Annotated in this window: 33 protein-coding genes and 2 tRNA genes; 19 read left to right on the plus strand and 16 right to left on the minus strand. The window is 71.9% G+C overall.

The window, feature by feature from the left end; genetic code table 11:
* Nucleotides 1-20: 20 nt before the first annotated feature.
* From ACE37J_RS13940 to ACE37J_RS14005, 14 genes are all read right to left on the minus strand, one after another.
* Nucleotides 21-698, minus strand: coding sequence for a hypothetical protein (locus ACE37J_RS13940; RefSeq protein WP_409711930.1), 678 nt, complete (start codon nucleotides 696-698; stop codon nucleotides 21-23).
* Nucleotides 695-1306, minus strand: coding sequence for a hypothetical protein (locus tag ACE37J_RS13945; RefSeq protein ID WP_409711932.1), 612 nt, complete (start codon nucleotides 1304-1306; stop codon nucleotides 695-697). Before ACE37J_RS13945 ends, ACE37J_RS13940 begins: the two co-directional genes overlap by 4 nt.
* Nucleotides 1303-1587, minus strand: coding sequence for a hypothetical protein (locus ACE37J_RS13950; RefSeq protein WP_409711934.1), 285 nt, complete (start codon nucleotides 1585-1587; stop codon nucleotides 1303-1305). The genes ACE37J_RS13945 and ACE37J_RS13950 overlap by 4 nt, the downstream gene beginning before the upstream one ends.
* A complete protein-coding gene (locus ACE37J_RS13955) occupies nucleotides 1584-1811 on the minus strand; it encodes a hypothetical protein (RefSeq protein ID WP_409711936.1) in 228 nt (75 codons plus the stop codon). The genes ACE37J_RS13950 and ACE37J_RS13955 overlap by 4 nt, the downstream gene beginning before the upstream one ends.
* Nucleotides 1808-2272, minus strand: a complete 465-nt coding sequence (locus tag ACE37J_RS13960) for a helix-turn-helix domain-containing protein (protein WP_409711938.1) — start codon at nucleotides 2270-2272, stop codon at nucleotides 1808-1810. The genes ACE37J_RS13955 and ACE37J_RS13960 overlap by 4 nt, the downstream gene beginning before the upstream one ends.
* Nucleotides 2269-2688, minus strand: a complete 420-nt coding sequence (locus tag ACE37J_RS13965) for a hypothetical protein (RefSeq protein WP_409711940.1) — start codon at nucleotides 2686-2688, stop codon at nucleotides 2269-2271. The genes ACE37J_RS13960 and ACE37J_RS13965 overlap by 4 nt, the downstream gene beginning before the upstream one ends.
* Nucleotides 2685-3203: a hypothetical protein gene (locus tag ACE37J_RS13970; RefSeq protein WP_409711942.1), complete on the minus strand. Its 519-nt coding sequence runs from the start codon at nucleotides 3201-3203 to the stop codon at nucleotides 2685-2687. Before ACE37J_RS13970 ends, ACE37J_RS13965 begins: the two co-directional genes overlap by 4 nt.
* Nucleotides 3200-3481 carry a hypothetical protein gene (locus tag ACE37J_RS13975; RefSeq protein ID WP_409711944.1) on the minus strand — a complete coding sequence of 94 codons (282 nt, stop codon included), beginning with the start codon at nucleotides 3479-3481 and terminating at the stop codon, nucleotides 3200-3202. The genes ACE37J_RS13970 and ACE37J_RS13975 overlap by 4 nt, the downstream gene beginning before the upstream one ends.
* Entirely contained in the window at nucleotides 3478-3684 is a 207-nt protein-coding gene (locus ACE37J_RS13980; RefSeq protein WP_409711945.1) for a hypothetical protein, read from the minus strand. Before ACE37J_RS13980 ends, ACE37J_RS13975 begins: the two co-directional genes overlap by 4 nt.
* On the minus strand, nucleotides 3677-4135 hold the full coding sequence (locus ACE37J_RS13985) for a DUF2312 domain-containing protein (protein ID WP_409711947.1): 459 nt from the start codon (nucleotides 4133-4135) through the stop codon (nucleotides 3677-3679). Before ACE37J_RS13985 ends, ACE37J_RS13980 begins: the two co-directional genes overlap by 8 nt.
* A 9-nt stretch (nucleotides 4136-4144) precedes the next feature.
* A complete protein-coding gene (locus ACE37J_RS13990; RefSeq protein WP_409711949.1) occupies nucleotides 4145-5473 on the minus strand; it encodes a hypothetical protein in 1329 nt (442 codons plus the stop codon).
* 184 nt (nucleotides 5474-5657) lie between these two features.
* Nucleotides 5658-6320, minus strand: a complete 663-nt coding sequence (locus tag ACE37J_RS13995) for a hypothetical protein (RefSeq protein ID WP_409711951.1) — start codon at nucleotides 6318-6320, stop codon at nucleotides 5658-5660.
* Nucleotides 6317-6781: a hypothetical protein gene (locus ACE37J_RS14000; RefSeq protein WP_409711953.1), complete on the minus strand. Its 465-nt coding sequence runs from the start codon at nucleotides 6779-6781 to the stop codon at nucleotides 6317-6319. The genes ACE37J_RS13995 and ACE37J_RS14000 overlap by 4 nt, the downstream gene beginning before the upstream one ends.
* Before the next feature lie 310 nt (nucleotides 6782-7091).
* Nucleotides 7092-7400 carry a YdaS family helix-turn-helix protein gene (locus ACE37J_RS14005; RefSeq protein ID WP_409711955.1) on the minus strand — a complete coding sequence of 103 codons (309 nt, stop codon included), beginning with the start codon at nucleotides 7398-7400 and terminating at the stop codon, nucleotides 7092-7094.
* Nucleotides 7401-7492: 92 nt separating this feature from the next.
* Here ACE37J_RS14005 and ACE37J_RS14010 point away from each other — a divergent pair, with 92 nt between their 5' ends.
* Nucleotides 7493-8065 (plus strand): helix-turn-helix domain-containing protein, encoded by a 573-nt coding sequence (locus tag ACE37J_RS14010; RefSeq protein WP_409711957.1) that lies wholly within the window; start codon nucleotides 7493-7495, stop codon nucleotides 8063-8065.
* Between the two features lie 185 nt (nucleotides 8066-8250).
* On the opposite strand, the gene ACE37J_RS14015 is transcribed toward ACE37J_RS14010, so the two are convergent.
* Entirely contained in the window at nucleotides 8251-8721 is a 471-nt protein-coding gene (locus tag ACE37J_RS14015) for a hypothetical protein (protein WP_409711959.1), read from the minus strand.
* 92 nt (nucleotides 8722-8813) lie between these two features.
* Here ACE37J_RS14015 and ACE37J_RS14020 point away from each other — a divergent pair, with 92 nt between their 5' ends.
* The 16 genes from ACE37J_RS14020 (at nucleotide 8814) to ACE37J_RS14095 (ending at nucleotide 17409) form a co-directional block, all read left to right on the plus strand.
* A complete protein-coding gene (locus ACE37J_RS14020) occupies nucleotides 8814-9038 on the plus strand; it encodes a hypothetical protein (RefSeq protein ID WP_409711961.1) in 225 nt (74 codons plus the stop codon).
* Nucleotides 9035-9289, plus strand: a complete 255-nt coding sequence (locus ACE37J_RS14025; RefSeq protein ID WP_409711963.1) for a hypothetical protein — start codon at nucleotides 9035-9037, stop codon at nucleotides 9287-9289. Before ACE37J_RS14020 ends, ACE37J_RS14025 begins: the two co-directional genes overlap by 4 nt.
* Before the next feature lie 76 nt (nucleotides 9290-9365).
* Nucleotides 9366-9746 (plus strand): hypothetical protein, encoded by a 381-nt coding sequence (locus ACE37J_RS14030; protein WP_409711965.1) that lies wholly within the window; start codon nucleotides 9366-9368, stop codon nucleotides 9744-9746.
* Nucleotides 9743-10033: a hypothetical protein gene (locus ACE37J_RS14035; protein WP_409711967.1), complete on the plus strand. Its 291-nt coding sequence runs from the start codon at nucleotides 9743-9745 to the stop codon at nucleotides 10031-10033. Before ACE37J_RS14030 ends, ACE37J_RS14035 begins: the two co-directional genes overlap by 4 nt.
* A 58-nt stretch (nucleotides 10034-10091) precedes the next feature.
* Nucleotides 10092-11924, plus strand: coding sequence for a ParB/RepB/Spo0J family partition protein (locus ACE37J_RS14040; RefSeq protein WP_409711969.1), 1833 nt, complete (start codon nucleotides 10092-10094; stop codon nucleotides 11922-11924).
* Nucleotides 11921-12142 (plus strand): hypothetical protein, encoded by a 222-nt coding sequence (locus ACE37J_RS14045; protein ID WP_409711971.1) that lies wholly within the window; start codon nucleotides 11921-11923, stop codon nucleotides 12140-12142. Before ACE37J_RS14040 ends, ACE37J_RS14045 begins: the two co-directional genes overlap by 4 nt.
* Nucleotides 12139-12426: a hypothetical protein gene (locus ACE37J_RS14050; RefSeq protein WP_409711973.1), complete on the plus strand. Its 288-nt coding sequence runs from the start codon at nucleotides 12139-12141 to the stop codon at nucleotides 12424-12426. The genes ACE37J_RS14045 and ACE37J_RS14050 overlap by 4 nt, the downstream gene beginning before the upstream one ends.
* A complete protein-coding gene (locus ACE37J_RS14055; protein WP_409711975.1) occupies nucleotides 12426-12623 on the plus strand; it encodes a hypothetical protein in 198 nt (65 codons plus the stop codon). The genes ACE37J_RS14050 and ACE37J_RS14055 overlap by 1 nt, the downstream gene beginning before the upstream one ends.
* Nucleotides 12616-13641 (plus strand): DUF5131 family protein, encoded by a 1026-nt coding sequence (locus ACE37J_RS14060; protein ID WP_409711977.1) that lies wholly within the window; start codon nucleotides 12616-12618, stop codon nucleotides 13639-13641. Before ACE37J_RS14055 ends, ACE37J_RS14060 begins: the two co-directional genes overlap by 8 nt.
* A gap of 163 nt (nucleotides 13642-13804) precedes the next feature.
* Nucleotides 13805-14230 (plus strand): hypothetical protein, encoded by a 426-nt coding sequence (locus ACE37J_RS14065; RefSeq protein ID WP_409711979.1) that lies wholly within the window; start codon nucleotides 13805-13807, stop codon nucleotides 14228-14230.
* Between the two features lies 1 nt (nucleotide 14231).
* Nucleotides 14232-14474: a hypothetical protein gene (locus ACE37J_RS14070; protein WP_409711981.1), complete on the plus strand. Its 243-nt coding sequence runs from the start codon at nucleotides 14232-14234 to the stop codon at nucleotides 14472-14474.
* Nucleotides 14474-14716, plus strand: a complete 243-nt coding sequence (locus ACE37J_RS14075) for a hypothetical protein (RefSeq protein ID WP_409711983.1) — start codon at nucleotides 14474-14476, stop codon at nucleotides 14714-14716. Before ACE37J_RS14070 ends, ACE37J_RS14075 begins: the two co-directional genes overlap by 1 nt.
* A 225-nt stretch (nucleotides 14717-14941) precedes the next feature.
* Nucleotides 14942-15358 carry a DUF4326 domain-containing protein gene (locus ACE37J_RS14080; RefSeq protein WP_409711985.1) on the plus strand — a complete coding sequence of 139 codons (417 nt, stop codon included), beginning with the start codon at nucleotides 14942-14944 and terminating at the stop codon, nucleotides 15356-15358.
* Between the two features lie 20 nt (nucleotides 15359-15378).
* Nucleotides 15379-15732, plus strand: coding sequence for a hypothetical protein (locus ACE37J_RS14085; RefSeq protein WP_409711987.1), 354 nt, complete (start codon nucleotides 15379-15381; stop codon nucleotides 15730-15732).
* Nucleotides 15729-16226, plus strand: coding sequence for an ASCH domain-containing protein (locus ACE37J_RS14090; RefSeq protein WP_409711989.1), 498 nt, complete (start codon nucleotides 15729-15731; stop codon nucleotides 16224-16226). Before ACE37J_RS14085 ends, ACE37J_RS14090 begins: the two co-directional genes overlap by 4 nt.
* Nucleotides 16227-16377: 151 nt before the next feature.
* Nucleotides 16378-17409 (plus strand): tyrosine-type recombinase/integrase, encoded by a 1032-nt coding sequence (locus tag ACE37J_RS14095; protein WP_409711991.1) that lies wholly within the window; start codon nucleotides 16378-16380, stop codon nucleotides 17407-17409.
* Nucleotides 17410-17461: 52 nt separating this feature from the next.
* On the opposite strand, the gene ACE37J_RS14100 is transcribed toward ACE37J_RS14095, so the two are convergent.
* A tRNA-Pro gene (locus tag ACE37J_RS14100) sits at nucleotides 17462-17538 on the minus strand.
* A 469-nt stretch (nucleotides 17539-18007) separates the two neighbouring features.
* On the opposite strand from ACE37J_RS14100, the gene ACE37J_RS14105 reads away from it, so the two are divergent.
* Both ACE37J_RS14105 and ACE37J_RS14110 read left to right on the plus strand, forming a co-directional pair.
* Nucleotides 18008-18082: transfer RNA gene (locus ACE37J_RS14105), tRNA-Gln, on the plus strand.
* Between the two features lie 122 nt (nucleotides 18083-18204).
* Nucleotides 18205-18435: a hypothetical protein gene (locus ACE37J_RS14110; protein ID WP_409711993.1), complete on the plus strand. Its 231-nt coding sequence runs from the start codon at nucleotides 18205-18207 to the stop codon at nucleotides 18433-18435.
* Nucleotides 18436-18501: the final 66 nt, after the last annotated feature.

Consider the following 18501-nt stretch of genomic DNA (forward strand, 5'->3'; position numbering starts at 1 on the left):
CCACTTCGATTTGAGTGCGATTACACGTCCGGCCCGTCGCCGGGATCGGCCTCGCGGAGCGCAAGCCGCGCGACGTTTCCGGTCCATCCGAGCTCGTCTCGGAGCGCGTTGCGCAGGTTGTCGGGCGTCATGTAGAGGTCGGTCCGGTCGAAGAAGTCGATCAGCGCGGTCACCACCTGGTCGTTTTCGATGAGGTGGCCGGGCAGCTTGATCGCCCGCATCTGCTTCTTCAGGCGATGCCGCTTCTGCGCCAGAAGCCCGGCGTCGCGCTTCGCCTTTCGCCCACGGGCGAGCTGGCCCATGCGCCCGACGATCTCCTCAAGCATCTTCACATGGCCGAGCCGGATCATGATCCGCCCGTCATCCTCGACCTCGACCTCGCGGAATCCGTCCAGCGCAGCCCGCCCCTCCGCCTCGAAGGCCTCGACGTTGGGAAAGCGTCCGAGCGTCGCCAGCTCGACCGGCGCGAGCGGCAGCGTCCCCGCGGGGTCCTGCCGCATCGCCTCGCACCAGTAGATCAGCGCGGTGCCAAGCGCCCCGCGCCGGTCGTTCATCAGGCACTCCGCCAAGAAGCCGGAACCGAGGAACTGGTGGTAGTGGAACGGAAACCAGTCATGCGACGAGAGCGTCTCGCCCCGCGCCAGCGGCCATCGCTCGCGCCCGGCCGTGATCACCCCGTCGTCATAAACCTCGCTCATGGCGCCTCCATCCTCAGAAACCGCGTCTCGCCCGGCGGCGTGAATCCGTCCCAGATGAACCAGGCCGTCGCCATCGTCGGCGAGCCCTCGCCCGTCCAGTCCACGCGCCAGGTCATCAGCCGCACGCGCGCCGGCGCGAAGGCGGCCCAGAGCGGGGCGAGGCCCGCCGCCGCCGGCCAGCTCCAGGAGAGGAGCAGCGCCATGTAGTCGAGCCCGGCGGAAAAGAGCCGCCGCGCCCGCCAGATCCACGGCGCGCCCGTGCGGGCGTTGACGAGCGCGAAGGGCGGGTTCGTCACCAGCGCCGGCGCCAGCGGAAGCTCGGCTTCGAGGAAATGCAGGTTCCGCGTGCGCGGCCAGCCGCGGTCCTCGATGTCCGACCCGATCACCCGGAACCCCGCCGCCCGCAGCGGCCGTGCGATGTCCCCCGCGCCGACCGCAGCCTCCCAGAGCGCCGGAAAGGCGGCGAGCCGCGCGCCTTCGTCCCGGATCAGCCCGTGAACCGGCGAGGGATCGACGGTCGGATAGAAATCCGCTTCCGCGCGAGGCCGGGGCAGGGCGCGCCCCGCGCCCAGCGCCTTCGCGAGACCCGAGGCGGAGGGGGCCTTCACCAGAGCCCCCGAACGATGTCGACGACGACGGGCGGCAGCAGATGCGCCATGACGAGCATCCAGAACAGATGCTCGCGGTCCCGCATCATCTCCCGCCGCTGCGCCTCGGTCGCCGCGAGATGAGCGAGGCAGCCCCGCGCCACCGTGTCGGCGAGATCGCCCCGCTCCAGATGGTCGGCGATCTCCCGCGCGCGCGCGGCCTTGACGGTGATCTGCACGCTCGGAGCCGTCGCCGCGTAGACGCGGAGCTGCTCCGCGAAGGTCAGCCCCTCGCCGCTCACCGCCGCCCCTCCAATTTCGCCGCGCGCCGGCCTTCCGCCTTCGCCGCGCACGCTTCGCCCCCGCAATGCCAGAGCATCCCGCGCTCGCCCGGCCTGATCTCGCTCCGGAACCCCGGCATCCCGAGCCCGAAGGGCGCGTTCCCCGCCTCGCAGATCATGCAGACACGCCCGAGCCGCGGCGGCGCGTCCGGAACCGCGGAGAAGAGGTCTGGCTCAACCGTCATGCGACTGCCCCGGCCGGCGCGCTCACGCGCTTCGCGGGCGAAGCGCTTCCGCGCGCTGCGGACGCCGGGCGCGCGGCGCCCGCCGCCGCTTCCGCGCTCAGCGCCGCGGCGAGCCGCGACGCTTCACTGCGCCGCCGCGCCGCGATCTCCCGCGCCCGCGCCCGCGCCGCCTCGACCAGCCGCGCCTCCGCCGCCGCGCCCGCTTCGATCCGGCGGGCGAGGGATTCCATCCCGCGCCGCACCGTGGAGCGTCCGAATCCGAAATGCCGCGCGACCGCCCATTGCGACCGCGGCCCGAGCTCGACCGCCAGCATCATCGCGACCTGCCGCGCATGGGCGACCTCGCGCCGCCGCGACGGGCCGAGCAGCTCCGCGCGCCCCAGCCCCGCCTCGGCGGCGACCGCCTCGACCACGGCGGCGACGGGAACCGCCCGGGTCGCCGGCGAAACGTCTTGCGTCATGGCGCGCCCTCCCGCGCTTGCGGAGCAAGCGCTGCGGGCCGACATGTTTCGGGCGAAACATTTTGCGCCCCGATCAGGTCGTCCCGCCCGATCGCGCGCAGCGCGTCCGCTTTCCGCACCCCGTAATCCCTGTGCAGCATCCGGTATTCCCGCGCCTCCGCCGGGCTCAGGAGGCGCTTCCAGCTCCGTCGATTCCGCGTCGCGCTGACCGCGGCGCCGCGCTTCGCGGCGATTTCCGGGTCGCGCCGCGCCGCCTCGATCTTCGCCGCGATCTCCGGGTCGGCGCGCAGCCGCGCCATGTTGAGCCGCCCGGCGCAGGCGCCGCAGCGGCCCGACTTGCTGGAGCGCGTCACCCGCGCGCCGCAGCCCTCGATGCAGGGCGCGGCGGCGTAGTAGCTGGGACTGCGCCGCGTCATTCCCCGCATCCCGCGCCCGGCGCGCCGGGGTTCGCCGGGTCCACGAACAGATCCCAGCGCCGCCACCCCTGCGGGCAGAGAAAGCCCCAGTCGCGATAGTTCGGCCCGGTAATGAAGAGCGTCTCCGCCGGCTTCCCGCCGACAAGCTCCAGCCGGTGCGCGAATTCGCCCGTCCGGAACACGACGTCGCCGCGCGCCAGCTCCCGCGCCCCCGCCTCCGTCACCTCGCGCAGCCGCCCGGCGCAGACGACGGAGAGCGACGGCCAGGGATGATCGTGCAGCGCCCGGTCGTCGTCGTCATGCAGGATGCGGTGATAGTAGACGTTGAACTGGTCGTTCCGCGGGGTCAGATACCAGCGCTCCATGTAGGGGTCGCCCGGCGGCCCGATCAGGAAGTCTGGCGCGCGCTCCGGCCGGCAATCCCAGATCTTTCCGAGAAGCCCGTCCGCGCCCTCTTGCGCCTGACGATCCAGCGCCGCAGGCCGGCGCGATTCTGGCGAAACGTCTTTCATCATGGCCGCCCCTCCTGCCGCGGAAACGCCTTCGGCCGCTCCGCCTCCAGCGCGTCATAGGCCGCCCAGGCGCGGGCGGCGGCCGCCGCCGGGTCCGTCTCGCGAAGCCGCAGGAAGGCCGCGAGATGCGGCTCGACCAGCGCCCGCGCGGCGGCGTCAAGATCGAAAAACCAGCGCGCGGCGGAGGTCGCCAGAGCGCAGCTGCGCTCCGGCTTCGCCGCGTTGGCGTAGCGATGCCCGGCGAGCGACATCGCGGTCGCGAAATGCTCGCGCGCGCTCACGGCTTCGCCTCCGGCAGCGCCCGCAGCGCGGCGACCAGCGCTGCGATCGGGCCGATCTCGATCCGGCCCTCTGCGCCGCCCCATGTCCGGATGATCACCGCATCGCCATCTCGACCGACCAGCTCGCAACGGTCATCGACCTCGTGGGACAGTCTTTCGACTTGGCGCTTTGCGTTGAAGGCGAGATCCATCCAGTCAGGCATCGCCGCGCCCTCCCGCGCTTCCCTTGGAAGCGCTGCGGGCCGTCGCGCCTCCTTCGGAGGCGCTCGCTCCCGCTTCCCCGACCGCGTCGAGATAGAGGTCGAGCATCGCCTGCGCCTCGGCCCGGTCCTTCGGGTCGATCCGCCGGGCCTTCACCGTGCGGCGGATCGTCGGCGCGTCGTAACCCTGCGCCTTCGCCTCGGCGTAGATTGCGGCGATGTCCCGCGCGATGTCGGCCTTCGCCTCCTCCAGCCGCTCGATCCGCTCGACGATGACGGCGAGCTGCTCCGCCGCGATCCCGGCGGAGCGCATCGCCGCCGCATCGAAGTCGTCGTCGGGCCTCAGCCCCTTGCCCGGCCGCGCGGCGACGAGCGAGGCGCGAATGTCCGCGACGCCGTGCTCCGCAAGATGAGCCTTCACCTGACCAGCCAGTTCGTCGCTTCCGTCCACCATCCCCGCCTCCTATCGCCCGCTCGCAATAAAAATCGCCGCCGCCAGCGCCCGCGGCCGGGGCTGCGGCGCCCGCGCGCGGAGCGTCTCCGCCTCAGCCAGCCGCGCCGGCAGGTCGCCCAGCGCCCGCGTGATCGCCGCCTCGCCGATCTCCCCCGCCCAGCCCGGATCGAAGAGCAGAAGCTCGACCGCCAGCAGGGCGTCGGTCGGGATCGGCGCGAGCCCGGCGGCGACGAGCGGCGCGAGCACGCGCGTCAATCCCGCCTCGCCCCGCCGCCCGGCGATGGAAGTGAGCGCCGGCGCGGCGACCGTCTCGCCCGGGAGATACCGGCCCGCCGGCTTCGCGTTGCGGAGGAGATTCGCCCCCGCCGCCCGGCACGCCGCCTCGACCGCCAGCGCGACGGGACGCCCGGCGGCGACCGCCGCGTGATGGCGCTGCATCGGCGTGACCTGGACGCGGGAGGAATTGAGCCCGACGAAGGCCTCCGCCTTCTCCGCCTCCGCCGCGTCGGGCAGGACGAGGCAGGGCGCCTCGGTCTCGCCCGCCATCAGGAGGATCGTCGCGGTGTGCTGGCCGTCCAGAACCTCGAACCAGCCGTCCGCCCGCGCCGCGACCGAGAGCGGCTTGAGCCGCGCCCAGTCGAACGCCTCGACGGCCTTGCGGATCATCGTCACCGAGCGCGCCGCCATCCCGCGCTGATAGGCCTCCGAGACGGCGAGCCGCGCGAGCGGAATCCAGCGGAGCGCGGGCCGCTTGCCCGGCGCGCGCGGCTTCAGGTTGCGGTCCGAGACGGGCGCGACGGGGCGCAATCCCGCAGGCGAGGCCGCCTCCGGAATCTCCGCCACGGCGCGATGCGCCCGGAACGGCCAGACCTCGCTCAGCCCGCGCGCGGGCGTCGTCTCGGGCGCCGGATGCCGGTCTTTTTCGGGGCGCGGCGCCGGCCTCCGCGTGGCCGGCGGCTCTCGCCGACCCCCGGTCGCCGGGACTTCGGGCCCCTCCGCCCCCTCTCGCGCTTTGCTCGCAAAGCGCTGCGGGCAGGGCGTTTCCTCCGGAAACGCTGAGCCCGGCTTGGCGTCATTGTGGGGAACCACCGACCCCGTGCCCGAATCCTTCGCGGCCTTCCCGAGCGCCGCCCCCGCCGCCTCCAGCCGCCGCCGCTTCGCCTCCGCCGCCTGAAACCGGCGCTGGCGCTGGGCGGCGCGCGCCGCCGCGTCGCGGCCGTCCTTCCAGTCGCCCGGCTGCGTCACGTCACGCGCGAAGGTCCGCGGCGGGCAGCGCGTGACCTCCCCGGCCGCGACCCGCCGCTCGATCTCCGCCTTCAGTTCCGGGTCGAGACTCATGACGCCTCCGAAAAAACCCCCTCCGCCGCGAAGGCCGCGGACGGAGGGGAGTTCAGGGAGGAAACGCCGGACCCTTCCGGCTGTCCCGACCTCCCGGACGGGACCTCGTGCGAAGGCGCGCCCTCTTGCGCTTGCAGGGCAAGCGCCGCGGGCCGGCGCGATGCGGGTGAAATCGCTTTCGCAATCACGCGCGCCTCCTGAATCTCATCGCCGCCAGCATCGCCAGCGCGCCGCCGAGCAGCCCGGCCGACCATGGCGCAGGCACGGGCGCGACGGGCGCCGCGCCGTAGTCCGGCCGCAGCGGCGGGACGAACGCCGCCCCGCCCGGCCCGCCCGGCGCTTCGGGCGGCGCGCCATGCGCGGCGTAACCGGCCGCCCCGCCGCCCCACACGCCGCCCCACACACCGCCCCACACACCGCCCCACACACCGCCTGCACGCGCCGCGAACACGAGCGCCGGGGGCGGCGCGCCGCCCTCGAAGACGAAGATCGGGTTGCCGCAGATCTCCGCCTTGTGAATTCCGGCGTAGACGAGGCTGGGGATGCAGGCCCGCCCGTCCGCCGCCACGCCCCAGCGCGCGCCCGAGGCGGCGAGCCAGGCCCGGTCGAAGGCCGCGACCTGGTGGACGGGGCCGAAGGCCCGGCCCGCCCGCGCGCCGTGATTGGCGATCACGTCGCCGTCGCAGATCGCGCCCGGCGCGCCCGCGCCCGCCCGCTCCGCCGCCAGCGCCGCCGCGGGCACATGCGCCGCATCCCAGCAGGGATTGCCCCGGGGCCCCGCGCAGGGCGCCGCGCCGGGATGGGACCAGACGGCCCCCGCCGCGAGCAGGGCGAGCGCGGCGTTCACCGCCCGCCTCCGTCCGCGGAGCCCGCTTCCAGCGCGTCGAGAATCTCCCGCAGCACCGCCAGCGCCTCGGAAACCTCCTTTACCGCCTCCGCGCGCTCCGCCTCGGTCAGCCGGGACGGGTCCGCGCTGCGGGCGGAGAAGGCCGCGATGATCGAGGCGACGGCCTCGCCGCACTCGACCGAGGCGGAGGCGCAGAGCGTCTGGAGCGAGCCCGAGGCCGCGGCGCGCCGCCCGATCCGCTCGAAGAGCAGGGTCGTGAGCGGGAAGACGCCGACCGCCTCCTCAAGCGCCGCCGCCGCCTCGAAGGTGACGGCCATCTGCCCCGCGCCCATGCGCGAGATCGTGGACTTGTGAACCGGCCGCCCGGCCCGCGCCGAAAGGATCGCCGCCGCCGCCTCGACGCCCCCGGCCCGCTCGACGAGCCCGGCGAAGACGCGCTGCGCGACAAGATCGAGGCTCACGGGCGGGCCTCCTGCCGGGAGCGCTCGCCGCCCGCAACCTTGTTCCCTCGCCTCGCCCCGCCGCCTTGTGAGACGCCTTTCCGCGAGGAGGCGCCCGGCGATGACAGGCGATGACCCACCAGAGCGAAAAGGGCGGAGACCTCGCGGCCTCCGCCAGTCTGAGACGCTCCGACAGCAGTCGCGCCGGGCCGGAGCCCGACGCATCCGCCCGCCCGTGGGAGGGACGGGAGGATTTCGGGGAGGGCGCCCTCTCGCGCTTGGCAAGCAAGCGCTGCGGGCCGACGCGAATCCTGCGGATTCTCTTGGCGCATCACGCGGCGCCCTCGGAACAGGCGCCCCCCGCCGGGCTCCGGCGCTCGGCGGGGGGCTGGGAAGCGGCGGCCGGGGAGGCAAGCTCCGCTTCCGTCTCTGGCGCGGGGGCGATCCCCGCAAATTCCTCCGCCTTCACCGCGCCGCCCGTGGCGCGTTCGATGCGAAAGGCGATATCGACCGGAACCATCGTTCGCCGCCCCTTCGTGACATCAGAAATCCACCCCTGGGATCGACCTATGGCCGCCGCAAGGCGAACCTGCGATCCGACGATCTGAGCGGCCCTGTTCATGGCGTCTGCGGTTGTCATTAGGCGCAGATACCGCAATTGCGGTTATTTCGCAAGCATGGAAACCGCATATGCGATTTGATCGCGGCGGCGGAACCGGGCAGCCGCCTTGCATGGGCACGACGAAGCACGACGACTCGACGCTGGCAGGCCGGTTAAAGCACGCCATGGCTCTGGCTGGATTGACGCAAGAGCCGCTCGCTCTGCGCGCTGGGATTAGCCAGACAACGGTCACTGACATTGCGCGCGGGCGAAACGCTACCTCGAAGAAGCTGCCGCTCATCGCCAAGGCGCTCGGCGTTCGGCTAGACTGGCTCACGACCGGCCAGCCGCCGATGCGGCTTGATGCGACGTCGACCGGGGGCGTACCGCTCGACGAAGAGGACCGCGCTGCGATGCTCGACCTTGCTGAACGTGTTGTCATCTTGCGGGATAAGCTTGGATTTTCCGTTGCCCAGCTTTGTCGCGGAACCACCCTGACGCCCGCGGAGATCGAGGCGGTCGAGGACGGACGACTCTGGCTTGGCCCGGCCAAGCTCGACGCGCTGGCGACGAAGCTTGGCACTTCGGCTGACTGGTTGGTACGAGGCCTAGCGTTCGACTCCTATGAAATGCGGGACGGCGATCATCATCTGATCCGCACGATTCACGACGTCGCGAAGGGCCCGCTCCGCCGCGAGGTCTGACCGCCTAGCTTTCAAACCGACTCGGCCTCCCGAACCCGGCGCCACGACCATCGCGCCGCCGCGCTCTTGGCTTATTTGAAAAACCGCAAATGCGGTTGACTATATACCGCATTTGCGATATCACCCTTCCCCGCAAGCTCCGATGACGGACCTCTGACCGGGAGAGACTGATGCAGCCCGCCCCTTTAGCGACCGCGCCGCAGAAGCTTCTCTTTGAGATAAGTCCGCGCCGCCTTGGTCAGGGCGGGCGTCTGGCGCTCGGCGAACGTTTGCATCCAGCGCCGGGAATCGGCGGTCGCCAATTCCTGAAACGCCTCGTCCTGCATCGCCTCAGCCACCAGGTGCGCCCAGCGGGCGCGGGGCAATCCTACGCCGCCCTCGGAGTCGATGGCCGCCTCGACTGCCTTTGTGGCGGAAACCCAGACGGAGGCGACCTCGAAGCTAACGCCCTCGGCAACCATGAACCCACGCGTAGAGAGATAAACGATCTGCCCCGCGGTCGGCGCGTCCTCGCCCGCACCCTCGACAGGCAGGATTTCGACGGGCGGCGGCGGCGCTTCCTCGCGCTTTACCCTTGGCTCGCGCTCGCGCGCCCGCCGCGCGATTACGATCGCAATGACGCCCGCGACCAGAAGAAGTCCGACAAGAATTTCCATGACGCCCTCCACCTCTCCCGCCCGGCGCGGGTTCCGAAACGAGGGTCGCACGAAACCAGCATCCCGCAAAACGTCCCCCGGAGGGAGAGACCATGACCGACCCTGCAGACCCGCTCGACCATTTCCTCGCCGCGAAGGCCGCCGCTGTCGCCGCGCTGGGCCAGCTGGAGCGCTGCATCCGCGATGACGAGCGGCTCGTCCTGCTGCCTGCGTTCGGGGAGCTTACCGACACCGTCCGCGAGTTCGCTCAGGAGACGTCGCGGCTCACCGAAGCCGTTGCGGAGTTCAAGTCAGGGCGATCGGGAGACGCGGCATGAAAACCCTCGAACAATCTCTCCGCGACGCGGCGGCGAAACCCGGCCTCCTGCCGCGCGAGCGCCGCGCGCCGACGCTGGCGGAGGCGATCTCCGGCCTCGCGACGCTCTGGGCCGACCGCGCCCGCCGCGCCCGCGCCGCCGCCGAGGGGCGGACGACCGAGGCAGAGCGCAGCGCCGACTTCGCCCGCGCCGACGCCCTCGACGTCACCGCCGACGAGGCCCTCCGCGCCCTGCGGGAGGCCGGGCTGTGACCCTCCCCGCCCGCGTCACCTTCATCGCCGCGCCGGCGCTCGTCGTGGCGCACATGCTTTTCGAGATGTGGCCGCTATGAGCGATGCGCCCAACGCCAAGATCTTTCCCAAGGGGCGCGTCGTCAGCGTGCGCTTGGAGGTCGCGCTTTGCGAAACCGCCAGTCTGGCCGAGCTGCTCGAATGGGCGGAGCACGAGTTCGCGCAGCGCGGCGGCGTCTCACTTGACAACCCGCTTTTGCAGGCGGGCGGCGAGATTCTGACCTGCCGCGTTTTTGACTCGGGCGAATACGCTCTCGCCACGGCCTTCGACGTCGAGAAGGAGCCGGGCGTGACCCGCTACAAACGGCAGATCGTGCGCCTGCCGGATCGGCGAACCGTAGCCGAGGCGAAAAGCTGGAAGCCGCCTTCCGACATGATCGCCGCCCGGATCGTCGGCGAGGCCGAGGAAACGACATGACCCTCCCGCGCCTCTTCCCCTCCGCCCGCTACGGCGGCCTCGAGGACGAGCGCCGCGTCGCCTTCGCGCGGATCGAGCCGGGCAAGGCGGACGCCCGCGACCTCGCCGAGGAGATCGCGACGCGCTGCAACACCTGGCCCGAGCTGGCGAGGCGCTGCACGGACCTGGAGCGCGAGCTGAAGGAGGCGCGCGGCGAACGCATCCTCGCCGAGGCGAAAATCGAGGAGCTGCGCGTCGCGCTCGACGCGCAGACAATCCTGAAAACCATCGCGGAGCCCCGCAGATGACCCGCCGCATCCTCGCCGCCGCCGCGCAGATGGCCGACCGCAGCCGAAAGGACGACGAATGAACGCCCCGGAACTCTGGCCGCTTGAAGCGCTCGCCCTCTCGAAGCTGAACCCCCGCGCGACGCCGCCAAGCGCCGAGCGCGTCGCCGCGCTGGCCGGGTCGATTCGCTCGGTCGGCCTCCTGCAGCCGTTGATCGGCGTGCGCGTCGAGCGCGAGGACGGGGACCGGGCCGAGATCGTCGCCGGCGGCGTCCGCCTCCGCGCGCTGAAGAGCCTTGCGGCGTCCGGCGACTGGCCGGAGGATCGCCGCGTCCCGGTGATCCTCGTCTCGGGCGACGCGGCGCGCATCGCCGGCCTCGCCGAGCAGGCGAGCCGCCTCCCGCTCGACCCGGTCGACGAGTTCCAGGCCTATCACCAGACGAAGCTCGACGGCGCAAGCGAGGCGGAGATCGCCGCCGCCTTCGCCGTCTCCGAGCGCTACGTGAAACAGCGCCTCGCCCTCGCCGCCCTGCCGGCCGAGCCCCTCGCCGCGCTCAGGGCGCGGGAGATCACGCTCGACGTCGCGATGGCGCTGGCGAGCGCCGGCGCCCGCGCCGCCTCGATGTGGAAGAAATACGAGCGCGACGCGCGCCATCACCCGGATTACGCCCGCCGCCAGATCCGCGCCGAACTCGCCATCCTGGAAGACGGCCACCACCAGCTCCGCCGCCTCGAACAAATCGGCCGCGAGGCCTTCGAGGCGGCCGGCGGGCGGATCGAGGAGGATCTCTTCGGCGGCGTCCGGCTGGTGAACCCGGAGGCGCTGGCCAAGGCCGAGGAGGCGACGCGCGTTGACCGGGCCGCGGCGCTCGCGAAGGAAGCGGGCTGGCTCGAATGGGCGTGGCTGGAGGATGCGGGCGAGCACTGGGTCCGCATCAAGCCCGCGCTTCCGGGCCTGAGCGCCGAGGAGGCCGCCGAGTTCGCCGCGCTGCAGGCGCGCGAGGGCTGGCCTGACGAGCTGGGAGAGGAGGACGACAAGCGCGCCGACGAGCTTGCCGAGCGCGCCGAGGCGGACCGATGGTCCAACGATCAACTGTTCGTCGGCACCGCGTTGATCGACTGGCCGCCCTATTGCTCCGAGCCGCGCATCGTCGGCGCCGCGATCGAGCCCGAGGGGATCGAGACCGCCCGCGCGCGCGGCCTCCTGCCGCCGGCGGGCGACCAGGCGACGGAGGATCAGCGCGCCGCCCTCGGCCTGCCCGAGACGCTGGACCTCTCCGCAGCGCGTGAAGCCGCCACCCCGCCCCGCGCCTCCGAGCCGGAGCCGGGCGCGGACTGGCCCGCCGCCCTCGTCGCCGATCTTCGCAACCTCGCCGGCGACATCGCGCGCGAGCAGCTGCTCGACAAGCCCGACCTCGCGCTCAGCCTGCTCGCGTGGAGCCTCGCCATCGAGCGCGTGTGGAACCGCCCGCTCGCCGTCGATCATCAGCCGACGACGCGCTCCGGCCTGATCGCGCTCGACGCCGCGGTCGACGGCTGGAAGGCGACGGGCGACGAGACCTTCGCCGCCTTCCTCGCCAAGGGCGCGAAGCACCGCAACCGCCTCCTCGCCTGCGTCGCCGCTTCGACTTTTAAGGGCGCGAAGGCGCAGGACTTCGCCGTCTGGCTCGACCTCGACCTCCGCGCCCACTGGACGCCCGACGCGCCCTTCTTCAAGCGCCTCACCCGCGACCAGCTCGTCGCCGTCGCCGAGGAGATCGGCGCGAAGGGCGACCGCGTGAAGGCGACGATGAAGAAGGCCGAGCTGGTCGAGGCGCTGGCGGCCGTCTTCGCCGACCCGCCCGAGGAGATCGCGGAGACGGTGCGCGCATGGCTCCCCGCGCCGATCCGCGCCAAGGACGTGGCGATATGACCGAGGTCGAGCTGATCTTTCAGACGATGAAGGGAGACGCCGCCTGCTTTCACGAGGAAGAGGCGCAGGCCGGCCCGCTCTTCGGCGGGAAGAAGCCGCGGGACATCTGGCTCCCGCTTTCCGAGATCACGATCTTGGGCGTGGGCCGCCCCCGCCGCGGCGCCGTCGTGAAGGTGACATTGCCGGAGTGGCTGGCGATCAGGGAGGGATTGGTATGATGGATACGACAAAACCGAGCGCCGCCGCGCTCGCCCGCGCGATCGAGGGGCATGTGATCCTCGTGCTTGCGACGCTGGATCGCGACCACTACTCGCCCATCGCGCCGATAGCGCACGACCTCGAGGTCTCGCCCGAGATCGTCCGCGCCACGCTCCGTGAGCTCCGCCGCCGCGGCCTCGCCGAGTTCTCGAACGGGCTCTGGAGCGAGGTCCACGACCGTCCCGCCGGCGCCGGCTACCGCCTCACCGAGGAAGGCCGCGCCGCGGCCGAGGCGGGCGCGTGATGGGTGACCAACCTGAAGCCCCGGAGGTCACGGCGATCCTGCAATTGATGGCCGAGGACGCTTTCGACGTCCTGAACTGGGCGCGGCGCCTTGGCCTGAAGCGAGACGCTCAGATCGAGCAGACGGCGGCAGCGTTTCGGAAGAGCCTCTCTGACGCCGGCATGGCGATCACTGTGAAGGAGCCCTCCAATGGCTGACCGCACGTCCATCGAATGGACCGACGCCACCTGGAACCCCGTCCGCGGCTGTTCCCGCGTCTCCGAGGGATGCCGCAACTGCTACGCCGAGGTGATGGCCGCGCGCTTCTCCGGCCCCGGGGACTGGGGCGAGGGGCTGGCGGAGATCGTCGGGCCGCCGGGGAAGCGGGATCACCGCTGGACGGGCAAGGTGAAGCTCGCCGAGCATCTGCTCGACCAGCCCCTCCGCTGGCGCCGCCCGCGCCGGATCTTCGTCAACTCGACCTCCGACCTCTTCCACGAGGCGATCCCCGACGACTGGATCGACCGCGTCTTCGCCGTGATGGCCCTCGCCCCGCAGCACACGTTCCAGGTGCTCACGAAGCGGCCGGAGCGGATGCGGGATTATCTGACGCGGCACGATGTCGGGCTTCGCTGGGCCGATGCGACGGACAAGCTTCCCGGCGCTGGCGTTCGCGTCATCTGGCCTGAAACGGTCGTCCGCTGGACCAAGGAGGGCCTCCCCAACGTCTGGCTCGGCGTCTCCGTCGAGGACCAGGCGGCGGCCGATTCCCGCATCCCGCCCCTCCTCGCCACGCCCGCCGCGAAGCGCTTCATCAGCGCCGAGCCGCTGCTCGGGCCGATAAATCTCGGCGCGATCGAGGGCGAATGGGATGCGCTGGACGACGGCGCTGACGAGAGCGTCGCGCCCGAACCGATCCTCGACTGGGTGATCGCCGGCGGCGAGAGCGGCCCCGGCGCCCGGCCCATGCACCCCGACTGGCCCCGCAGCCTCCGCGACCAGTGCGCCGCGGCGGGCGTGCCGTTCTTCTTCAAGCAATGGGGGGAGTGGGCGCCGCAGGGGATGTCCTCCGAAAGGTGGATCGTCCGCGCCGACGGCTCACATGAATCATCCACGACCCCAAACGGCGTCGGGCGTCACGCGATGCGCGATGGCGGATGCTTCGTCTACCGCGTCGGCAAGAAAGCCGCCGGCGCCACGCTCGACGGCCGCGAGCACCGGGAGTTTCCGGCATGAGCGAGGAACATCCCCTTGACCTGTGCGAATGCGGCGACTTCCGGCGCTGTCATCTCGACGGGGCAGGCCCCTGCAAGTTCAACGACGGCGGTCGCGACCTTTGTCATGGGATGAAGGATTGCACGGCGTTTCGCCTTGCGCGCCGCTACACGGAGGAGCCCCGATGATCCGCCCCCTCATCCTCGCGGCCCTGATCGCCGCCCCCGCCGCGGCGCAGGAGCGCATCGCCATCCCGGACGGCCAGCAGGTCATCATCCGGGACGGAGACACGATCCGCACCGGCGGCGTCACCTACCGCTTCCCCGGCGTGGACGCGGCGGAGATGGACGCGCCCTGCGAGGCCGGCCGCGCCGCCGCCCGCGCCGCGCGCGAGGCGCTCGCCGCCTTCATCGCCGCCTCGCCGGGGCGCTGGGAGATAGTGACGACGGGCGAGGCCTGCGGCCGGGGCCGCCCCTGCGCCGACATCGAGATCGACGGCCGCAGCGCCATCGCCGCCGGCCTCGAATCCGGCTGGCTCCGCCCGTGGCCGAGCTGCGGGGATGGGCGGTGCGACGAGGCGGACCGGCCGGACTGGTGCGAAGGAGGGTGAGATGAAACTGATCAAGCCGCACGAAATCCGCTTCACAGCCTCGATCACGGAGGAGGAGCTGCGCGCCCGCCTCGTCGCGGAGACGCTGGAGAACATCGGTGCCCTCGGCCCGGAGGGGAAACCCGCCGTCGGCGTCACGACCCGCATCACCCGCGGCGAGAGCCGCCGCGGGGGCTACACGATCACGGTGACGACGCCGATGCCGGCCAGCCTCCTGGCGCTCACGGCGCGGGAGGGGAAGTGATGGCCACGCCCGAAAACATCTGGAGCGGCATTCGCTCCGGCCTGACCTACGAGCAGAACGCGCTGCTGCGGGCTTACGGCGCACCGACCTACGAGGAGCGCGAGCGCGCGCTAGACCAGATCGCGCGGGACATCGCGGCCCGCGTCGAAAGGCTGGAGGGGCGCAGCGCGCGCCACGAACCCGATGCATCCGGTCTGCAATTCGGCTCCGGCCGCGGCGCGCCGCCGCCGCCCAAAGCGTGAGCGGGGAGGGGGAGTGATGACCGAAACTGCAAGGAATGCACCCTCGGTTGAGCGCTTTGAGGACTGCCCTACGCGGTTCGACTTTCGCGGCAAGGCGCGCAAATACCCGAGATGCCAGTGCGAGCCTGTTTGCGCGGTCTGTGGCTATCGAAAGCATGACGCTATTCACTGCCCCCGACCTGACGACCCGCAGAAGCCCTACGGCTGCACATTTCGGGCGAAGCAATGACCGCCCCGCAGCGCATCCAGCTCTCCCGCGCCGCCGGCTGGCGGAAGCCCGAGGGCGCCGTCGTCGTCTCCCGCCCGTCGATCTGGGGGAACCCGTGGAAGCCGGGCAGGCCGGCGAGGTTCTGGCTGCCGGGCTATTTCGTCCACGATGCGATCTGCGCCTGCACGATGGACGCGGCGGACGTCGTCTCGCTCTATCGCCGCCTGATCGAGGGCGGGCCAGACCCGGTGAACGCCGCGCTCCCCGCACAGCTCTCCCCCGAAGGCCGGCGCAAGACGCGCGACCTGCTCCGCGCCCACGCCTCCCGCATCGTCGCCCGCCTCCCCGACCTCCACGGCCGCGACCTCGCCTGCTGGTGCAAGCCGGGGGAGCCCTGCCACGCCGACGTCCTGCTGGAGATCGCGAACCGATGAGCGCCCCTCGATTCCGCCCGATGCCGCCCGCCACCCAGCATTTTGGGCTTCTGCTCAAGCTTGCTCAGCCTGCGCAACCCGATCTCCGCGGGCCTCCTGATCGCTGCCACCACTATCGCGACGAGACCGACGACGTTACCGGCTGGTTTCACATTCCCGGCTGCCACGGCGGGGCGAACCACCCGCACGATTGCACCTGCGAGATCGCCGGCAGCGCGCTTGAGCGCGCGGAGGAAGCGACACGGATCGCTCGCGCGGAAATCGAGCGCCTCCTTGAAAAGGGCCGTCGACGCGCCGCCTTCGCTCAAGAAACCTTCGACGAGAACATCCGCCTTCGGCGCCGCATTCGGGAACTGGAGCTCGCGAACCGATGAACGACTTACCCGAATTCGCCCTCTCCGTCCGCCAGCCTTGGGCTTGGGCGATCATCGCCGGCGGGAAGGACATCGAAAACCGGCACTGGGAGTCGGTGCGCCGCGGCGGGATGGTTGCGGCCCGGATTCTGATCCACGCCTCCGGCCAGATGCAGCGGCAGGAATACGATAGCGCCGCCGCCTTCATGGCGGAGATCGGCGTGACATGCCCTCCGCCCGCGACGCTCCGCCGCGGCGGGCTGATCGGCGCGGTGACCGTTCGCGGCGTGGTCTCCGCCTCCGCGAGCCCGTGGTTTTTCGGCCCACGCGGGCTCGTGCTCGATGATCCGGAAGAGATCGAATTCATCCCGGCTCGCGGTCAGCTCGGCTATTTTCGCTGGAGCCGCGCCGGCGACGATTACGAGGCCCCCGCGCCCGCGAAGTGGATGCTCGCGACCGCCGACAACGCGCCGGGCGCCGCCATTTTGCAACTCGCGCAGGGGACGCTGCTATGACCGCCCTCCTCACCTTCGAGGAAGCCGCCGCCACCCAGCCGACCTGGACGGTGAGCTATCTCCGACGCGCCCGCCGCGAAGGCCGCTTGCGCGCGATCCGCCACGGGCGTTTCTATCTGATCCACCCGAAAGAGCTGGAGCGCTTCAGGCTATGCCCAGACGGACCCTCCCGCCCCGCCTCTGGCGCCGGAACGACGGCGCCTGGATCATCCTCGATTCCGGCCGCCAGCACCGGACGGGCCTTGCTGGAGGCGATGCTGAAGACGCCGCCCGCGAGGCGCTCGCCCGTTACATCCTCGCCCGCGGCCGAAAGCCCGCCGCAGCTCCGCAGGGCGTGAGCTGCGGCGAGCTGCTCGCCGAATATTTCGAGGCGCGGCGGGAGATGGTGGCGGACCCGGAGCGGCTCCGCTACGCGCTGAAGGCGCTGGCCCCGTTCTGGGGCGACCTCTCCGCCGCCGACGTCACCGAGGCCGTCTGCGCCCGCTACGCCCGCCAGCGCGCAGAGGCCGGCGTCGGCCCGGGCACCGCGCGGCGGGAGCTCGGCGCGCTGCAGGCCGCGCTCACGATGGCGCACAAGGCCGGGCGGTTGACCCAGCCCGTCGCCGTCACCCTCCCGAAACGCGAGCCGCCGAAGGAGCGCTGGCTGACGCGGGAGGAGGTGCGCCGCCTGATGCGCGCCGCCGCGCCGCATCTCCGCCGCTTCATCTTGATCGCCGTGCTGACCGGGCGGCGGAAGGAGTCGATCCTCCGGCTGCGCTGGGCCCCGAATCTCGACGGCGGCTGGATCGACTGCGACCGCGGCGTGATCCGCTTCCGCGGGCGGCGCCAGGCCGAGACGAAGAAGCGCCGCGGCGAGATCCCCATGCCGCGCCAGCTCGCCTTCCACGCAAGGCGATGGCTGCGCCAGGACGGGGCGCGGGGCTGGGTGATCCAGCACCGCGGCGCGAAGGTCGGCTCGATCAAGCGCGCCTGGAACGAGGCCGTCCGCCGCGCCGGCATCGAGCCCGCCACGCCGCACGACCTGAAGCGCACGGCGGTGACATGGGCCTTCGAGAGCGGCATGAGCATCGAGGACGGCGTCGGCTGGTTCGAGACGTCGCGCGAGACGCTGGAGGCCGTCTACTGGCTCCACAGCCCCAAGGCGCACGCCCGCGCCCGCTCCGTGATCGAGCGCCGACGGTGACATATCATTGCGGAAACGTTGCGCCGCGGCCCGGCTGACCAGAGCTAAGTCATGGTCGGAGTGAGAGGATTCGAACCTCCGGCCCCTGCCTCCCGAAGACAGTGCTCTACCAGGCTGAGCTACACTCCGGACCGCGCGGCTCTCTTAGCGCCGGCGCCGGGCGGGCGCAAGCGTGCGGAGAGGGAATTCGCGACGATCCGCGCCGCGCTGGGCTCCGGCCCGCGGCCCAGAGGATCGCGATGGGCGTGACGCGTCAGGTCGGAACGGCCAAGGGCGCGTTTTTGCCCGAAGGCGGGGAGGCGCGAAGCGGCTGGCGCGTCTCAGGCCCTTTCTGCGGCGGCTGGCCGATCAACCCTGTCGTCGGGGAGTCGGAGACGGACGCGCACTGGGCCGGCGGGGACTGGCATGGCCGGGCGGGAGCCCGCGGGCGTCTGCTTCGGGGCGGACAGCGGCTCCGTCTTCGCCAGCCGCGACGAAGGGGAAAGCCGGGAGGAAGTCGCGCGGCGCCTGCCGGCGCTCTTCGCCGTGGAGACGCCCGATCGCGCCTCAGCGCGACGCTTGCGGGCGGCGCGGCGAGCGCGTAATCAGGCGCCGCTGCTGGGGCGTCGCCAAGCGGTAAGGCAACGGTTTTTGGTACCGTCATTCGGAGGTTCGAATCCTCCCGCCCCAGCCAGCCTTTCCGGCGGAACTGAACCGCCCCGGGATTGTCGGAGCCTCCACGGCCCGAACGGGGTTGAGCGTCACGAGCCAATCTATGAACAAGGACCGGCCCTAGATGCGCGGGGCGCGGTCCGGATGGGTTTCGACGGCTCCGGCCAACGCGGCTCTTGCTGGCAAGCGATCACTTCGTTCGCCGCGAAGACCGGCTGCTCGGCGAACATGCTGAACGACTGCGGCAGGAAGGCCGAGGCCGACAGCGGCGAGCGCGCCGACATCCCGAACGACATGGCCGGGAGGATGAAGGCGCCCGAGCGGGGAATCCGGGAACTGCGCCGGGCCGCGAGACCCTTCGAAAGGCCGCCGTGAGCCTGCGCCCATCGGGTGGCCAAGCTTCAGTCTCAGTGCAGGAGGGGCTTGCGACGGACGCCGCCG

The organism is Pikeienuella sp. (assembly GCF_046290545.1).
Classification (GTDB): Bacteria; Pseudomonadota; Alphaproteobacteria; order Rhodobacterales; family Rhodobacteraceae; genus Pikeienuella.

Excerpts from the sequence above, each read along its gene's own strand:
- ACE37J_RS13940 (WP_409711930.1), bottom strand. The coding sequence starts at position 698 with ATGAGCGAGGTTTATGACGACGGGGTGATCACGGCCGGGCGCGAGCGA.
- ACE37J_RS13955 (WP_409711936.1), bottom strand. The coding sequence starts at position 1,811 with ATGACGGTTGAGCCAGACCTCTTCTCCGCGGTTCCGGACGCGCCGCCG.
- ACE37J_RS13960 (WP_409711938.1), bottom strand. The coding sequence starts at position 2,272 with ATGACGCAAGACGTTTCGCCGGCGACCCGGGCGGTTCCCGTCGCCGCC.
- ACE37J_RS13965 (WP_409711940.1), bottom strand. The coding sequence starts at position 2,688 with ATGACGCGGCGCAGTCCCAGCTACTACGCCGCCGCGCCCTGCATCGAG.
- ACE37J_RS13970 (WP_409711942.1), bottom strand. The coding sequence starts at position 3,203 with ATGATGAAAGACGTTTCGCCAGAATCGCGCCGGCCTGCGGCGCTGGAT.
- ACE37J_RS13980 (WP_409711945.1), bottom strand. The coding sequence starts at position 3,684 with ATGCCTGACTGGATGGATCTCGCCTTCAACGCAAAGCGCCAAGTCGAA.
- ACE37J_RS13985 (WP_409711947.1), bottom strand. The coding sequence starts at position 4,135 with ATGGTGGACGGAAGCGACGAACTGGCTGGTCAGGTGAAGGCTCATCTT.
- ACE37J_RS13990 (WP_409711949.1), bottom strand. The coding sequence starts at position 5,473 with ATGAGTCTCGACCCGGAACTGAAGGCGGAGATCGAGCGGCGGGTCGCG.
- ACE37J_RS14005 (WP_409711955.1), bottom strand. The coding sequence starts at position 7,400 with ATGACAACCGCAGACGCCATGAACAGGGCCGCTCAGATCGTCGGATCG.
- ACE37J_RS14010 (WP_409711957.1), top strand. The coding sequence starts at position 7,493 with ATGGGCACGACGAAGCACGACGACTCGACGCTGGCAGGCCGGTTAAAG.
- ACE37J_RS14015 (WP_409711959.1), bottom strand. The coding sequence starts at position 8,721 with ATGGAAATTCTTGTCGGACTTCTTCTGGTCGCGGGCGTCATTGCGATC.
- ACE37J_RS14020 (WP_409711961.1), top strand. The coding sequence starts at position 8,814 with ATGACCGACCCTGCAGACCCGCTCGACCATTTCCTCGCCGCGAAGGCC.
- ACE37J_RS14025 (WP_409711963.1), top strand. The coding sequence starts at position 9,035 with ATGAAAACCCTCGAACAATCTCTCCGCGACGCGGCGGCGAAACCCGGC.
- ACE37J_RS14030 (WP_409711965.1), top strand. The coding sequence starts at position 9,366 with ATGAGCGATGCGCCCAACGCCAAGATCTTTCCCAAGGGGCGCGTCGTC.
- ACE37J_RS14035 (WP_409711967.1), top strand. The coding sequence starts at position 9,743 with ATGACCCTCCCGCGCCTCTTCCCCTCCGCCCGCTACGGCGGCCTCGAG.
- ACE37J_RS14040 (WP_409711969.1), top strand. The coding sequence starts at position 10,092 with ATGAACGCCCCGGAACTCTGGCCGCTTGAAGCGCTCGCCCTCTCGAAG.
- ACE37J_RS14045 (WP_409711971.1), top strand. The coding sequence starts at position 11,921 with ATGACCGAGGTCGAGCTGATCTTTCAGACGATGAAGGGAGACGCCGCC.
- ACE37J_RS14050 (WP_409711973.1), top strand. The coding sequence starts at position 12,139 with ATGATGGATACGACAAAACCGAGCGCCGCCGCGCTCGCCCGCGCGATC.
- ACE37J_RS14055 (WP_409711975.1), top strand. The coding sequence starts at position 12,426 with ATGGGTGACCAACCTGAAGCCCCGGAGGTCACGGCGATCCTGCAATTG.
- ACE37J_RS14060 (WP_409711977.1), top strand. The coding sequence starts at position 12,616 with ATGGCTGACCGCACGTCCATCGAATGGACCGACGCCACCTGGAACCCC.
- ACE37J_RS14065 (WP_409711979.1), top strand. The coding sequence starts at position 13,805 with ATGATCCGCCCCCTCATCCTCGCGGCCCTGATCGCCGCCCCCGCCGCG.
- ACE37J_RS14070 (WP_409711981.1), top strand. The coding sequence starts at position 14,232 with ATGAAACTGATCAAGCCGCACGAAATCCGCTTCACAGCCTCGATCACG.
- ACE37J_RS14075 (WP_409711983.1), top strand. The coding sequence starts at position 14,474 with ATGGCCACGCCCGAAAACATCTGGAGCGGCATTCGCTCCGGCCTGACC.
- ACE37J_RS14080 (WP_409711985.1), top strand. The coding sequence starts at position 14,942 with ATGACCGCCCCGCAGCGCATCCAGCTCTCCCGCGCCGCCGGCTGGCGG.
- ACE37J_RS14085 (WP_409711987.1), top strand. The coding sequence starts at position 15,379 with ATGCCGCCCGCCACCCAGCATTTTGGGCTTCTGCTCAAGCTTGCTCAG.
- ACE37J_RS14090 (WP_409711989.1), top strand. The coding sequence starts at position 15,729 with ATGAACGACTTACCCGAATTCGCCCTCTCCGTCCGCCAGCCTTGGGCT.
- ACE37J_RS14095 (WP_409711991.1), top strand. The coding sequence starts at position 16,378 with ATGCCCAGACGGACCCTCCCGCCCCGCCTCTGGCGCCGGAACGACGGC.
- ACE37J_RS14110 (WP_409711993.1), top strand. The coding sequence starts at position 18,205 with ATGGGTTTCGACGGCTCCGGCCAACGCGGCTCTTGCTGGCAAGCGATC.